This is a genomic window from Maribacter sp. ACAM166 (assembly GCF_005771495.1).
In the GTDB taxonomy this organism is placed as follows: domain Bacteria; phylum Bacteroidota; class Bacteroidia; order Flavobacteriales; family Flavobacteriaceae; genus Maribacter.
Genome location: NZ_VAUW01000024.1, coordinates 11,601 through 26,490 on the forward strand (window position 1 = coordinate 11,601; position 14,890 = coordinate 26,490).

General features: G+C 35.2%; 11 protein-coding genes and 1 pseudogene. 7 read left to right on the top strand and 5 right to left on the bottom strand.

Translation table 11 applies throughout. The annotated features are described in order from the left end of the window. Positions 1-250 precede the first annotated feature (250 nt). The 3 genes and pseudogenes from ES765_RS14675 to ES765_RS22745 form a co-directional block, all read left to right on the top strand. Positions 251-3,484, top strand: coding sequence for an Eco57I restriction-modification methylase domain-containing protein (locus ES765_RS14675; protein ID WP_138115069.1), 3,234 nt, complete (start codon positions 251-253; stop codon positions 3,482-3,484). 15 nt (positions 3,485-3,499) lie between these two features. After that, positions 3,500-4,135, top strand: a complete 636-nt coding sequence (locus ES765_RS14680) for a hypothetical protein (RefSeq protein ID WP_138115070.1) — start codon at positions 3,500-3,502, stop codon at positions 4,133-4,135. Between the two features lie 175 nt (positions 4,136-4,310). Further along, positions 4,311-4,496 (top strand): annotated as a pseudogene (locus ES765_RS22745) (hypothetical protein); the annotation flags it as partial. A 254-nt stretch (positions 4,497-4,750) separates the two neighbouring features. Here ES765_RS22745 and ES765_RS14690 read toward each other — a convergent pair. Further along, positions 4,751-5,875 (bottom strand): XRE family transcriptional regulator, encoded by a 1,125-nt coding sequence (locus ES765_RS14690; RefSeq protein WP_138115071.1) that lies wholly within the window; start codon positions 5,873-5,875, stop codon positions 4,751-4,753. A 549-nt stretch (positions 5,876-6,424) separates the two neighbouring features. On the opposite strand from ES765_RS14690, the gene ES765_RS14695 reads away from it, so the two are divergent. Genes ES765_RS14695 through ES765_RS22970 form a run of 3 tightly spaced genes read left to right on the top strand, consistent with a single transcriptional unit; the run spans position 6,425 to position 9,088 of the window. After that, positions 6,425-7,384, top strand: coding sequence for a multiubiquitin domain-containing protein (locus tag ES765_RS14695; protein WP_138115072.1), 960 nt, complete (start codon positions 6,425-6,427; stop codon positions 7,382-7,384). Positions 7,385-7,389: 5 nt separating this feature from the next. Next, entirely contained in the window at positions 7,390-8,775 is a 1,386-nt protein-coding gene (locus ES765_RS14700) for a HesA/MoeB/ThiF family protein (protein WP_138115073.1), read from the top strand. Beyond that, positions 8,759-9,088 carry a DUF6527 family protein gene (locus tag ES765_RS22970; RefSeq protein WP_410504650.1) on the top strand — a complete coding sequence of 110 codons (330 nt, stop codon included), beginning with the start codon at positions 8,759-8,761 and terminating at the stop codon, positions 9,086-9,088. The genes ES765_RS14700 and ES765_RS22970 overlap by 17 nt, the downstream gene beginning before the upstream one ends. 3 nt (positions 9,089-9,091) lie before the next feature. Here ES765_RS22970 and ES765_RS14705 read toward each other — a convergent pair whose 3' ends face one another. The 4 genes from ES765_RS14705 to ES765_RS14720 form a co-directional block, all read right to left on the bottom strand. Then, positions 9,092-9,712 carry an NADAR family protein gene (locus ES765_RS14705; RefSeq protein ID WP_138115074.1) on the bottom strand — a complete coding sequence of 207 codons (621 nt, stop codon included), beginning with the start codon at positions 9,710-9,712 and terminating at the stop codon, positions 9,092-9,094. 24 nt (positions 9,713-9,736) lie between these two features. After that, positions 9,737-10,795 (bottom strand): hypothetical protein, encoded by a 1,059-nt coding sequence (locus ES765_RS14710; RefSeq protein WP_138115075.1) that lies wholly within the window; start codon positions 10,793-10,795, stop codon positions 9,737-9,739. Between the two features lie 372 nt (positions 10,796-11,167). Then, entirely contained in the window at positions 11,168-11,719 is a 552-nt protein-coding gene (locus ES765_RS14715; protein WP_171017311.1) for a hypothetical protein, read from the bottom strand. A gap of 509 nt (positions 11,720-12,228) precedes the next feature. Further along, positions 12,229-13,707 (bottom strand): Fic family protein, encoded by a 1,479-nt coding sequence (locus tag ES765_RS14720; RefSeq protein ID WP_138115077.1) that lies wholly within the window; start codon positions 13,705-13,707, stop codon positions 12,229-12,231. Between the two features lie 798 nt (positions 13,708-14,505). On the opposite strand from ES765_RS14720, the gene ES765_RS14725 reads away from it, so the two are divergent. Then, on the top strand, positions 14,506-14,889 hold the full coding sequence (locus ES765_RS14725; protein ID WP_138115078.1) for a hypothetical protein: 384 nt from the start codon (positions 14,506-14,508) through the stop codon (positions 14,887-14,889). Position 14,890 lies beyond the last annotated feature (1 nt).

The window sequence follows — 14,890 nt, forward strand, 5'->3', positions numbered from 1 at the left end:
TTTCATAATCAACCCTTGTTAGCAATAGAAAACCGGCTTAGTCTTGATTTTCTCCCCTAAGTTTAACAGGGCTTCACAGATGTGAGGCATTTTTTTCAAAATGCACAGTTTTGTGCACACTCTTGAATTTTTTTTCTTTTTCAGATAAAATTCAACTTTTGTTGGTCTTATTTGTAGTGAATAGAACCCATTTGAGTTTATTTAGCGTGGTATTTCCTACTTTTAGGATTATTAAACCAGATACCAATTAATGGCATTATTTCAAACTTCCGTACTTAAGAATTACCTCAAGCAATTAGATGAAAAAACAGTTAATAAAGCATATTTAAAATATGTTTCCTATTTTCAGAATGCCACCATACAAGAAAATATAAGAAACTCTAAAGAAGAGCAGTTTCAGGCCACATTTCTAAATGAACTCTTTGTTTCGATTTTAGGATATACGCTCAATCCAAATCCTGATTTTAACCTTGCTACTGAATTTAAAAACCAAAAGAATAATAGAAAAGCTGATGGGGCCATATTATCAGGTGATATTGCAATTGGGGTTATTGAATTAAAAGGCACTAATACCAAGGACTTGGAGAGTATTCGCAGACAAGCGTTTGATTACAAAGCCAATCAAAAAGGTTGTGTTTATGTAATCACTTCAAACTTCGAAAAGCTTCGTTTTTATATAAATGATGCGACAGAATTTGAAGAATTTAATCTCTTTGAATTAACAGTGGAGCGCTTTAAGCTTTTATACCTCTGTTTGCATAGAGTCAACTTACTTACTAACCTTCCTTTGTCAATTAAGGAGTCATCCTTGGTAGAGGAGGAAAAAATAACCAAACGTTTCTATGCGGACTATTCTTTGTTTAAAAGGGAATTGTACCGCGATCTAGTACGGCGAAATGTGGTTCGATTAAAGAAATATAGGAAAGCGGAATTACAAGAGGTTTCTCTTGGTGAAGTTGGCCATGAGGAGATGGCCCGATTAGAAAAAAATGTTAAGCTCGGTCTATTTAAAAAATCACAAAAATTGATTGATCGCTTTTTGTTCATCTTTTTCTCAGAGGACAGGGGCTTATTGCCTCCAAATTCCACTATTCAAATCTTGGACAAATGGAAAGCAGATGTTGATTTTGGAGATGAAAGACCCCTATATGACCTGTTTAAGCAATACTTCAATTTTTTGGACCAAGGCCGGCAAGGCACGACTTCAAGGGCTGAAATTTATGCTTATAATGGTGGGCTTTTTAAACCAGATACGGTATTAGATAATCTAGAAATAGACAATGATTTATTATATAGACACGCCCTTAATCTTGCAACGTACGATTTCGAAAGTCAAGTTGACGTAAATATTTTAGGGCATATTTTCGAGAATTCACTGAATGAGATAGAAAGTATTAACGCCGAAATTGAAGGGTCGAAATTCGATAAACAAAAAAGCAAGCGAAAAAAAGATGGGGTATTCTACACCCCTAAATACATTACCAAATATATCGTAGAAAATACGATTGGTAAACTATGTGACGAAAAGAAAGTTGCTTTAGGCTTTAAGGAGGAGGAGTATTTTAAAGGGAGAGCCAAGAGGCCTAAAACGAAAATACTGGAGTTGGTGCAACTCCTAGACTCTTATAGATCTTGGTTATTGGAACTTACCATATGTGACCCTGCTTGTGGGTCTGGGGCATTCTTAAATCAAGCATTAGACTTTTTGATAAAGGAACATAAATATATTGATGAACTTAAGGCAAAAATCTTAGGTGGTGGTTTGATCTTTAGTGATATTGAAAACACCATTTTAGAGAATAATATTTATGGAGTTGACCTTAATGAAGAATCTGTTGAGATTGCCAAACTCTCGCTCTGGTTACGTACGGCACAACCTAGAAGAAAATTGAATGACCTGAGTAGCAACATTAAGTGTGGCAATAGTTTAATGGCTGATAAAAAAGGAGCCGGTCATAAAGCGTTTGGTTGGGAGCAGGAATTCCAGAAGGTTTTCGAAAGAGGTGGTTTTGATGTTATAATTGGCAATCCACCATATGTAAAACTAGAGACTATAAAGGAGCAATCTTTACAGCTAGAAAAATACAATTTTGAAACATTTGACAAAAGAGGAGATTTGTATGTGCTATTTGTGGAGAAAGGTTTTAATATACTAAAACCAAAAGGGGTATTGTCTTATATAATGCCTAATAAATGGTTACAGGCCGGCTATGGACAGCCCTTACGTTCATATTTTTTGACTAAAGCATTACATCAATTAATTGATTTTGGTGACATCCAGATTTTTCAAGGAGCAACGACGTATCCTATAATTTTTGTTGCAAGTAATAATAGTCCGGAGGAAGAATTTAAAGTTGCTGTTTTACAATCTGCAAAGGCGACCGATTTCGAAACCAATGTGGAGCTAAGTTTTGAAAGTTATAAAACAAGCTCCTTTGATAAGAATACATGGGTAATTTCATCAAAAGGTGATAAAGAAATTTTAAATAAACTAAATGACAAATATATACCATTAAAAGAATTTGTGCATGGGAATGCATTAAGGGGCGTTTTAACAGGACTAACCGAGGCGTTTTTAATATCTCAAGAAGTTTATAATAAAATGGTGCAGGAAGATGCCAAGGCAGTAGAATTTTTGTTTCCTTTTTTATTGGGTCGTGAGGCAAAACCGTTTGCCAACCCAACACCACTAAATTATCTTTTACTTTTTGAAAAGGGTTTTACTAAAAGTAAATTAGGTGAAGTTGCTGAAGAAGAAGCTTGGCTTTGGCTACAAAAGCAATATCCGTCGATTGCCGAATGGTTATCTCCCTTCGAAGCAAGAGCTAAAAAGCGAACCGATAAAGGTGATTTTTGGTGGGAATTAAGAGCATGCGATTATTATTCCGATTTCAAATTACCAAAAATAATGTACCAGGTATTACAAGTTAAACCTTGTTTTATTTATGACGAGCAAGGCTTGTACTGTAACAATTCTATGTGGATAATCCCTACTGAAAATAAAGGTCTAGCAGGCGTATTAAATTCCAAAATGGGTTGGTGGCTTATTACCAAATATTGTACACAAATACAGAATGGTTGCCAATTGATATGGAAGTATTTTGGGCGAGTGCCAATACCTAATCTGAACGGTGAACTAGATTTATTGGTAACTGATATGATTGCATTAACAAAATCGTTAGATACGCAACTTGATAGTTTATTAAACTTACTAAAATCAAAATTCAGCATAGAAAAATTTAGTAAAAAACTTCAAAGCTGGCATGATTTAGATTTTGCAACGTTTAGCAAAGAGCTCAAAAAGCAAAAAATACAATTGAGTTTGGCTGATGAAGCAGAGTGGCTTAACTATTTTGAAGAAGAAAAAATGAAAGCACAAGAACTGCAACTTCAAATTAGCCAAACAGAGTCAGCAATTGACCAAATGGTTTATGAGCTTTATGAGTTAACAGAAGAAGAGATTGAAATTGTTGAGAATAATTAAAACATATATTTTAGAATGGCGGAGTGTATTGATTGTGGAAAGCAGATAAAGGACATCTATGAAAGGTGTTACAGTTGTAATAACGAAAATCAAAGACCTCCAAGTAGCTCAGAAGAAAGGAATGAACCATCGGAGGGAGAATTGTTTTTACAGGAATATTTTGATAGTGAGGGTATCGCATATAAAACTGAAGTGCCGATAATAGGTTTAAAGAATGACCCTAAAGCATATAGACTAGCCGATTTTTATTTACCCAACTATGGACTTTATGTAGAATTTTTAGGAAAATGGTTTGTTTCAGAAAAGGAGAAAGAACGTTATCGTGAAAAGAAAAAGGTATACTCGGACAACGATATTCCATGTGTTTTTCTGTACCCTGAAAATTTAGGAATAGTAGATTTCATTATTCCTAGTAGAGCAATTAAAGAATTCAAAAAGCATGGTCTAATAAAAGGCTTGTGGTTGTTTAGACTTAAATTTTTATGGGCATATAAAAACGGCAATATAGTCTTGCTACTTTTTCTGTTGTATGTTTTCATTTTTGGAGATTTCAAGTGGGAAGAAGACACCAATTTGATATTGGGGATTGTCGCCATAATTTGCTATCAGATATTTACGATATACCAGTTTTATAGAAAGAAGCTAGATTAATGTATGGCTTGATTGTATTTAGGTTTAGAGCTTTGCTAAAAAAATATACTAATGTCGATGTCCTCGCCATGAGTTTTCCTGAAAATTGGCAAGAAAAGGCTCTTTCGCCCCTCGAATAAAGTGTTAGGCAAACGATTTGGACAGGATTCTTAAATGCACGTTTCTTCTCCATTGTGTAGCCTTCATAGGTAATGGCATCAATGACGCGCCAATACTTGCTACGAGTAATGTAGCAATCGCAATGGTAGGTCTTGGTAGCGATGTGGCTATTTAGAACACAGATGTTATCATCCAGAACGACCAACCGAGCAAGATTGCAAGGGCGATTCAAATAGGGCATTCCACTCGAAAAATTGTATGGTAAAATATCTGTTTAGCGTTCGGAGGTCAAGATGGCATTACCTTCCGCACGGGTGTCTTATTTCTGGTCTTCTTTAATAGTCTCGGTAATTAACCTCTTACGGACACTTTTACACTCTTTGCAAAAAGCGGATTTTGTAAAGAGTATTGATTTTTTCATAAAACTTGCTGGTAGCTGAACTTACATTCCAAAAGCATATAAAAAAAGCTTAATGTAAAGAGTATGCCGTTAAGTTGTAGCTTTTAAAATGAAACTTATACACGGTCCGCTTTATACTTTGCTGGAATTTTATCTTTAATAGACTCTTTAAAACGATGAGTAGTAGAATAGGATACCTTGCCATTAAATGCAAGTTGACCGACAACGATTGAAGGATGTAAATCAATTTCTTTTGAAACATTTCGCACCAATTCCTCAGTTATATAGTTCATGTTAAATTTTAAAGCAGAGAAAATAGAAGATTTAAGAAGGACAACATCTGTCAATTCATTTGCTTCCTTTTCTTTTTTAGATGTCTTTTTCGAACTTGTATCGTCTATGAAAATAAGATTGCTGTCATCCGTTTTTGAAAGGTGTAAATAGACATGACTTAGCTCATGAGAAAGCGTGTGCCAGAAATTATCTATTCTATCAAACCGGCCGGTTAAACATACAACAGGGGTTTTGCCATCAAGGAATGCAGCACCATCTAAATAAGTTTTTGATAAATGAGATAAATAAACAAATTTTACCCCTACCTCTTTAAGTTCATTTAGAAAATTCTTCACACCATTTGGTTGAGTAGTATAAGAATGCATTGTCTGCATTAAATTATAAAGTGCAGCACGATCAAATTTTTCAACATCCAATTTTTTAGAAAAATTTAAAACCATTTGATACCAAATTACAGCGTTCTTTGGATTAAATTTCTCCTTAAAAGCCTCTGACTTTTTATAGTTTAATTTTTTTTCTAAAGCATTAATAAAGTTGAAACCTGATTCTGAAATTTTATTTTGCCCCCAGAAGTCATTGATTTGTTTCTCTAGGTTTGAGACCTTGTCAAACTTTTTTAGCCAACCTTTTTTCAGCATTTCTGTTATCGGCATCTCTATGTATATCAATTTTTTACGATATACAGAATCATCTTTAGCGTCAAGATTGTTTTTGGTCAATTGATATTTTGTATCAAGTTGCATCCAATCTTCAGCAGATAAATCAAATGCACTTTGTAACAATTTAGCAGTTGAAATAGTAATTGATTTTTTATCCTTTACCATTTCATTAACATGTTTTGTTGAGATGGATAGAACTTGAGCGAGATCCTCTTGAGTCCATATATAATCATCGAGGAAATATTTCAAAGCCTGACCTGGGCTTTGAAATTGCGACAGTTTTGACATTTTGACTATTTAGAATTAAGCATACATTGCTCCAAGAAGAGCATTGTTTAAAGTTCGACAAACAAAAGTACAATTTAGTACTACAATATAACCATTTAGGTAATAGTATGCAAATATAACGCACGACTAACATTTTAGGTTATAAGACAAAATATGATAATTACCATTTAGGTTATTTTTTTAGTACTTAAATTTTCTATATCTTTGCATTAATTCGATTCAAATTGAATCAAAAAAAATCAGGCAGAAAACTACCTGATTTGGATTTTAAATAGAATTCACAAGGGCTACGAACCCGAGTAAACCTCAATGTGTCGTTACTGCAAAGGTATAAATTCTTCTTTAAAACACCAAATGGTATTTTCTGCTTGATTATTAATTAATTATTTAAAGCACTTAATTCGTCTTACTATCTTTTTTATCTGATTAAAACGGTTGATCAATAGCTATTAGATCGCCAATTCCTTTAAACACCTTACGGAATGTTTGGTTTGTGATGGAGGTTTTAGTCTTGTAGCTCAATTTTTTTTAATTATTAAATACAGTAAGATGACTGCAAATAAAAAAGTCGATTTATATGATTGCTATTGTAAAGGAGTAAAACCTGAAATAGCATATGAGTACTCTTTTAAAATACTTAAAGAGGAATACTCAACAAGAAAACAAGTTTTAATAGGTAATGATCTACATGAACTATATGGTTCTAGTGCTGCTACCCATTTTATTAGAATGGTAGTAAAAGAAGGCAAAAAGGAAGTTGGCCCTTTGACTAAAATAGATCTAACAAAATGCGGAATAGAGAAATTTATTATTCGTCCCTATGAGCAAGAAACTATAGATTTGGAAACTTGTTATTGCGAGGGTGCGACCCCAATAATTACTTTTCAATACCTCCTTAAAATAAATAGGGAAAAGTATAAATCTGAGAAGGAAATATTAACTGGTGCAGAAATTTTGGCTTTAGCTGGAAAAGATTTTAAAACTTATAGATTAAGGATGTTTACCAAAAATGGGAAGGTCATTATTGATGCAGACCAAACTATTGACCTTACCAAATGTGGAGTAGAAAGGTTCGTGGCAGAACCTTTGGATTGCACCGAGGGATTTGTTGCAAAAAATCAGTTTACTCTACCTGATGAAGATGTACATTTTTTAAATTCAATTGAGAATGAAGCAGAACTGATTCAAGAAGGTAATACAAAGTGGTTAATTCTCAGGAATTACAAAATTCCAGATGATTATAATGTGGCAATTGCAGATTTAGCAATACTTATACCTCCGCATTATCCAACTGCCGGATTGGATATGGTGTATTTTAATCCTCCCCTTGCAAGAAAAGATGGTGCTTCTATTAAAGCTTTATCTCATCAATCAATTGAGGGTAAAACATATCAACGTTGGTCCAGGCACAGAACCGCTGCTAATAAGTGGAATTCGGATATACACAATATTGAGTCTCATATAGATTTGATGGCGAGATGTTTAATATCAGAACTTGATAAACGTTAATAGCCATGGTACATTTTAAAATTACAGATAAAATGTGCCAAGAGTTGAAGAACCATCTCCATAACGGAGATGGTTTGGAAGCTCTTGCATTAGTAGTATGCGGACGTTTAAATCATGAAAATGATAACTGGCTACTAGCACATGAAATTTTTCTAATGCCCTACGAAAAATGCTCAAGAGATATTGATTACGTAAGTTGGAAAACAGAACATATTGAACATTTATTAGAAAAAGTAAGAGAGAAAGGTTTCGCTATTATAAAGGTTCATTCACATTTTGTAACGAACTCTGATTTTTCTGAGTTAGATGATGCTTCAGATAAATCATTTTTTGAAGCCGTATATGGGTGGTCAAACTCTGATTTGCCACATGCAAGCGTTATAATGTATCCTGACGGATCAATGAAAGGCAGAACTATTGAAAGCAATATATGCTTTACTACCATTCCTAAAATTACCGTAGTTGGCAGCAATATAAGAGAATTCCATAATAGTTTTTCAGATACATTCATAGGCAAAGAATTTATTAGAAACCAACAAGCATTTGGTAAAAAAACGACCAAAATGTTGAGAGGTTTAAAAGTTGGAATTGTTGGATGTTCTGGAACTGGCAGTCCTGTTATTGAACAATTAGTAAGATTAGGTGTTGGTACCATAGTACTAGCGGATGCTGATTTAATTGAACACAAAAACCTTAATAGAATTATAGGTTCTACTTTTGCTGATGCTAACTCTAATAGACTTAAAGTAGATACAATTAAACGGCACATTGAAAAGATTGGCTTAGGCACAAGAATTATAACCTTTCCAGTAATAATTCAAGAGAGCCGAGAAGCTTTAGATTCATTTGCTAGTTGCGATATTATTTTTGGTTGCGTCGATTCTTTTGAAGGAAGATATTATTTGAATTTGATTTCAACGTATTATTTAGTTCCGTTGATTGATATTGGTATAAAATTGGTTGCTGATGGAGAAGGTGGTATTGATTCAATTAACGGAAACATACACTATGTAGATCCAGGTTCAGAAACTCTTATGGAAAGAAATGTTTTTACACAAGAGCAATTGACTGCTGAGAGTTTACGAAGGATTTCCCCGCAAGAATACGAAAAAAGAAAAGCGTATTTCGATAATTTGGATATAGAAAGTCCTGCTGTAGTAAGTATTAATATGACATTTTCCGCTTTTGCTGTAAATGAGATGTTAGGCAGATTTCATCCCTACAGATATAGTGATAATGCTAAGTTTTCCCATACCTGTATTAATTTATCAGATTGGGATATTAATACACAACCTGTAAATGAAACCAAATCTAAGTCCGCACTAAAACATATAGGAATAGGTAATCTAGAACCCGAATTGGAAATTTATGTAAATGAAACAGCTGTTTAAATGGATACTTAGTTTTTTCACAAAAGAAAGTAAAGCTTTTAAGTTGAAAATAGTTTCTGAATTACCTAAAGAACCAGTTGAGCATACTCTCTACTTAGAAGGTAATGTAAAAGAGGATGACTATTGGTATGCATTATTAAAATGTCCCTGCGGTTGCGGGGACAATATAATGCTTAACCTAATGACCGATTCAAAACCTTGCTGGGAGGTTAAGCTTATTAACAAGCACCCTTCAGTTTTTCCATCAATCTGGAGAACGAAAAATTGTAAAAGCCATTTTTGGGTAAAAGAAGGGAAAATATTTTGGTCCTAAAACCTAGGCAAAATCTAAATCGAATAAGACATTATTCTCAAATTCAGTTTGAGGATTGCAAACAGTCTCTATTTGATTACCATACAATAAAAAACCATATGTATCAATCGGATGCACACACTCAATAGAATTCTTATTGATAATGAATTCTTCCCTTAGTTGCATAAGTAACCTGCCTAAGGCATTTTTACCAATGAGAGTTTTTTCAATAGTCTCTACCGCAGCCCAATCTTTATCTTTGTTTGATAGCTCGACAATAGCCTTATCTCCAGTTTCACTTAAAACTTTCGAAAACTCGCTAAAATTTTGGGATAATTTTACTTTTAATACCCAATACATAATTGAATATTTAACTTCTTCCCAGTCTTGGCGTGTGTATTTTAAATATTTCCTGCTAATCATTTTAGCCGTCATTGGGCTATTCTGTTCAATAATCTCTTGTTGAATTTCTGGAAATAGGGGAAATCTACATGCCTGATATAAAGCTTCAGCTGTAGGAATTATTACCTCATTTACTCTTATAGAATATCCTGGAGCCATGTTTGACAAACCACCAAATTTAGCTTTTGTACTCTTAAAAGTTACGACTTCGCTTCTATTGTATGTCCTCTGGGTAATTTTCATCAATGACAATATAATAAGATTTGTTTATAATCCTCTATTTTTAACGCAAAAAAGTGGTGTCCAATTGTGTCCTGGCACGTCCCACCAAAATACTAGTGGACAAGTGTTGGAAATATTACGCCAGGTAAAAAACAAAGTTCCAGTCCCGAAGGTTCTATGCGACCTCACAGTATCTCCTAAAGGCCTTTTTCTTTTGTCAGGGTTTTCAGATTTAACTTTACTAAGAATTTCCAGTCCTTTATTCAAAAAAATTGATTCAATTCTCAGTCTATTTTCAGAACTACTAAAAAAAGTCTCTTTTTTTGGCATATTTGATGGACGAAATGCAGGAACCTTTTCGTGTACTTCTTCTAGTTTAGCTAAATATTCTAAAGCTTCTCCAGATTGTTCCTTAACAGGGTAGATACAATTTGCCTTTTGTTTTGGCCATTTCACTTGGTTTTCAATAATGTAATCATGTCCAACTATGAGCCGTTTTTTGATGGCATCGTCGAATTCCTTCATAAGGCGAAACTCCATATTTCCGAACCCTAATTGGTGATAGCAGAAAAAGCTAACCGCTATTGTTTTGGTATTGGCCAAAACCGCTTTGTAATTTTCATTGACACCATCTTCTTTCTCAGATAACCAAGTTTTTAAATCTTTAAATACAGTTCCACCCGTTGCAAGTATATCATCGAAATAAATAAAATTACGTTTAGGACGATTAGCAAAATTCTTATAATTTATCATATGCTCCGTTTGAAGTATATCATCTATTATTTCTAATAATTCTGGCTGACTTTTATTGGCTATTTGCATATCAAAAAAATGAGTGTTTTCCACCAGCACATTCATATTAGGATACTTATAGAATTTCATTATTTCTGTTAGTCTATTTCTTAGTAAGTCTTTAGCTTTTTCCTTAGATATATATATATTAGGAAGAAAATGTAATAGTTCCTCTAAGACAAAGGAACCATCTTCTCCAAATTGATTTGCCCATATAACAATATGCTCTATAGTAATTTCAAATTTTCTAGCTCCATAATCACATTGATAATCCTTGATTATTTCATAGATGGCTTCCGCTGTTTGCTCCATTTAATATTAGATTTATATAGGGTGGCACTTCTTTTTGGCTCCGATTCAAAAAAATAAAGTTAATAACCTTTTTACAGTTGCTATTGAATTGATGGTATTTTATTTGAAAAGTCCATAGAATACTTACCCAAAAACTTTGCGCGTGGATCCTGATCAATTTTTGTATTGTTCCGGCAGATAAACGTTAAGCAAAAATCGGATAGGGCGCAGCTACTTTGCTATGAGGTAAGTCATATTTGGTCTTAGTTCATTTTTTATACTCCCCTATTGTCCTTTAGTTCTCAACTAACTATTAATTGGTAGCCCACTTTTAATCGACTCTTTACAAATTGCACCTTTTGTAAAGAGTTTGTTGTGAGATATAATTTTTGACTAGAAAACCGGCACGGCATTATTCGATGCTGAGCAGCACCTATCAATAACCTCCAATATTTGTTCCGATGTACATTCATCTACTACCGATAAATCAAATTCACTAGCAAAATCATATAAGAATAATTTGAGTTCCCCATAAGTCTCATGTTCCAAACCACTACCATTCGGTTCGTAGATTTTATAGGCCAAAGACCTGCCAAATTCCCTATCGAATTCCTTTTTGGAACGGGTCTCATCATATTCGAAATCTTCCAAATAGGATATATATTTTTGGTTTAATGCCCAAAAATATAACGCGGTAATCTCATCTTTTTCAAGATTTTTTTTGAATCGACATAAGAATCCGGATAGGGTAAGCCCAATTTCATAGGGCATGCTAAAACCATAAAAATTCATACTTTGAAACAAGTCGGTAATTGTTCCGTTATTTGATTGCGATTCAAAACAAAAGGCCATCAATAATTTACGGAACACTACTTTTTTAACATATGCAACCGTGACCGAACTGACTTCTTCTGTGATGAACAATTTATCGTTTATGGTTATCAAAGCTTTGAAAATATTTCTGTTGGTCTGGGGTTCCGATTTGTAGATTATACAAAGATATTAAGTAACAATTATTGTTCAACGGGAAATTGGCATTTAATTTTTGCACCCTTTTATATTCCCATGCTCCTGCGGAAGTCGCGCAAACCTTCCACTCCAATCCTCCACATGCGTACGCGCTTCGCCGGTCCGAAGCACAAGTCTTTCCGTTCCAGTTTTGCACGACACCCTTGGTGCCGCGCAAAAGCCCAAGCGGCGAAAAAACCGCTTGATCTTTCCTCTCCCTGTCCACAAATTTTTGTTTTTCCGAAAGAGGACAGAAATTTTTACTTCTCTTTACTATTTATTGACACTTTAGGATTTAAACAAAGAATTAATTCGCTTACTTAAGCAGCAGCAGCAGTTGAAGCTATAAGACAGCTTAACCAATCAGTTTATAGTCTATGGAGCGAAATGAATCTTGACTATAGCTCTTAGCGACCTGCATCACGAAAATAAATATTATTGGTCTATTATTCTACAATTTTTAACACCCCTTCAATACTTTCCTTAAAGGAGTTGCTTGCGCGAATAACATCTTCCATTGCATCCATATCGTTTCCTGAAATAGTATGGCTAAAGGCATGGGCACGTTCCAACATTCTTATATAGACTTTTGGGTCATTATTTCTTGTCAACCTTCTCAATCCTCCCAAATAGTCTTCACGGTACACGGTAGGAACAATAATCTTGGTCTGATGTGCAGTCGATAGTTCGGCGTTCATCATCACACGTGCCATACGCCCATTGCCATCTAAAAAAGGATGTACCTCGCTTACGACGAACATCATATAGGCCGCCTTTGAAAAAGGATGTGTTAGTGTCTTGTAAAAGTCAAAACTCTGTAACAACGTACCTCGCACAAGCTCCATATCGACAAAGGATGTATCCCCGGCCTGATTATTCTTGTCCTTGAACTTTCCAGGTTTTTTGTCGGTACGGGCGCTGAGTAATATAGCGTGACGGTATTTAAGGATTTCAATAAAATTCTCCCCGGAGTATGGAACAATTTTCATTTCGCGCTTGTTGGAAACTAACTGGTAGGTGCCCAGAACATCATGTGAATCTTCATTTCTTGATGGTACGGGTTGTTGGGTGGCAATTACCTGTTTCGCTTCACCAATCTCAAAAACGGTACCTTCTATGTAGTTGGAAAAGTAACTTTCATAGAACGCAAAATTTCGATATGCCTCTGTTGTCGTATTCTGTTCTTTGCGGTATTTGAACTCTTGTTGTTTCAGTTCCCTAAAAAGTAGTTCGAATAGCTGTACACGTGTTGGGTCGAAAGGATTACCGATTGCACGTGCTTTAGCCAAGGATGATTTCAATTCTTTTGCCGGTCTTGTGGTCAATAAGGCACTTATAACCCTATTGAGCTTTTCGAACGCTGTCTCCAATCCCAATTCTTTAGAAATCTCCCTAGCACGATCACGAACCTGATTGAGTTCCTCTTCTCCATTAACACGAACGATTTTTTCCAATTTCTCCTCGATTTGTGGAAAGGCAAGTGTTTTTGAATCGCCACCTGTTTGTCTTGATACTTGAAGGTTTTCAAGCAAAGCACGCTCCCTTTGCGATACCATCAATGCTCCGGAAAAAGAAGTATCTCCCTTGATTGCTTTCGGACCTTCTAAAAAGCGTATTACAATTCCCGGAAGTTTTACCTTTTTAGTGTATTTATAGGTCACGAAGATTTGGCCACTAACTGTAGGAGCGAACTCAAATGCCGAGCGATGGCTTAAAATGGCACCTGGATATAGATTTCCAAGAATTGGGAATATATTTCGTCGAATGATATCCTCAGGAGTATCTTCGAGGTTCGAGGTATAGATCCTTGAAGCAATTTTGCGAACGATACCATCATCTTCCCATTTCGATATCCTACGCGAAATGACCGAGTCTGGAGAACCATAAATAATTTCTTGCAGGTGTAAAGGCGTATGTTTTTCCATTATAATCGGTTTAAATGTAAAATTGCAAAATATTTTCCACTATGATTAAGTTTCAGTAAAATATTTTCCAGTATATCAATGTCTAATAATTTTCTAATAAAACACTGATATTAATTTATTAGTAAAATATATTCCAGTGTAAACTACAAATTGTTAAATATTTTCCAGCATAAAAACCAGGGGTATCACAAAATGTGATACCCCATTAGCTAAATCAACTTTTCCGATCTTGTTCCTATGTACCAGATACTCCTTTATCATTTTGATAAAAAGAATTAGCCGTTTAACTTATTTTACTCTACTGTAAACCTTAAAAATTGGGGCTATCTCTAAATAAAGTATCAATGCCAATTTTGTATTGAGCAGCTAATTTTCCATGATATGTATTCCCCAAGCCCCTGCGGAAGTCGCACAATCCTTCCGCTCCAATCCTCCCCACCGGACACGCTACGCCGGTCCGCACGGGAGGCCTTTCCGTTCCAGTTCTGCACGACACCCTCGGGGCCGCACAAAAGAACAATGGGGAAAAACCCTTGCTCTTTTCTCTCCCTGACCACAAATTTTTTGTTTTTTCTATGTTCCCCAAACACCAAACAAGACCATATATGTTATCGGTCTGGTCTCATATAATCTGATATGTACCGATATGGTTTTATGTCATAAAATACTGATTGTTAAGTTGTTATAATCAATAACTATATATTATATTTATCCACGAAGGTGGATGGCAAGTAATGTTTTGCGCACCGCAAAACGCCTACTTCTGCGAAGTGAAAACGGATAAAAATCGAACTGAAAATGGCCAATAGCAAAGGAGGCAGGAAACGCCTTGGGGACAGAAAAAGGGAGCACGCCATAACGCTCAGGTTCAATGGCGCGGAACTGGAAAAAGTGAAGGGCATCCTGCGGTCGTATAATCTTGATATTGGAAAAAGGGGAACCGTCGGCCCATTCCTAAGAAAGCTCATATTGAACGGGGAGACGATAAAGGAGAAACGGATTCCCGATGGACTTTCCAACCTCAGTTACCAGATGAACAGGATAGGGAACAACATCAACCAACTGGTCAAGGTGGCCAACTTCAAGAACATGCGCAGCCCGAACTCGAACCTCGAACGGGAGATAGAAAAGTCCAACAGACTGATGCACGAACTCATAGAAAAAATCAACAACCAACGGTAAG

Coding starts and splice junctions, on each gene's coding strand:
- ES765_RS14675 (WP_138115069.1), top strand. CDS start 251: ATGGCATTATTTCAAACTTCCGTACTTAAGAATTACCTCAAGCAATTA.
- ES765_RS14680 (WP_138115070.1), top strand. CDS start 3,500: ATGGCGGAGTGTATTGATTGTGGAAAGCAGATAAAGGACATCTATGAA.
- ES765_RS14690 (WP_138115071.1), bottom strand. CDS start 5,875: ATGTCAAAACTGTCGCAATTTCAAAGCCCAGGTCAGGCTTTGAAATAT.
- ES765_RS14695 (WP_138115072.1), top strand. CDS start 6,425: ATGACTGCAAATAAAAAAGTCGATTTATATGATTGCTATTGTAAAGGA.
- ES765_RS14700 (WP_138115073.1), top strand. CDS start 7,390: ATGGTACATTTTAAAATTACAGATAAAATGTGCCAAGAGTTGAAGAAC.
- ES765_RS22970 (WP_410504650.1), top strand. CDS start 8,759: ATGAAACAGCTGTTTAAATGGATACTTAGTTTTTTCACAAAAGAAAGT.
- ES765_RS14705 (WP_138115074.1), bottom strand. CDS start 9,712: ATGAAAATTACCCAGAGGACATACAATAGAAGCGAAGTCGTAACTTTT.
- ES765_RS14710 (WP_138115075.1), bottom strand. CDS start 10,795: ATGGAGCAAACAGCGGAAGCCATCTATGAAATAATCAAGGATTATCAA.
- ES765_RS14720 (WP_138115077.1), bottom strand. CDS start 13,707: ATGGAAAAACATACGCCTTTACACCTGCAAGAAATTATTTATGGTTCT.
- ES765_RS14725 (WP_138115078.1), top strand. CDS start 14,506: ATGGCCAATAGCAAAGGAGGCAGGAAACGCCTTGGGGACAGAAAAAGG.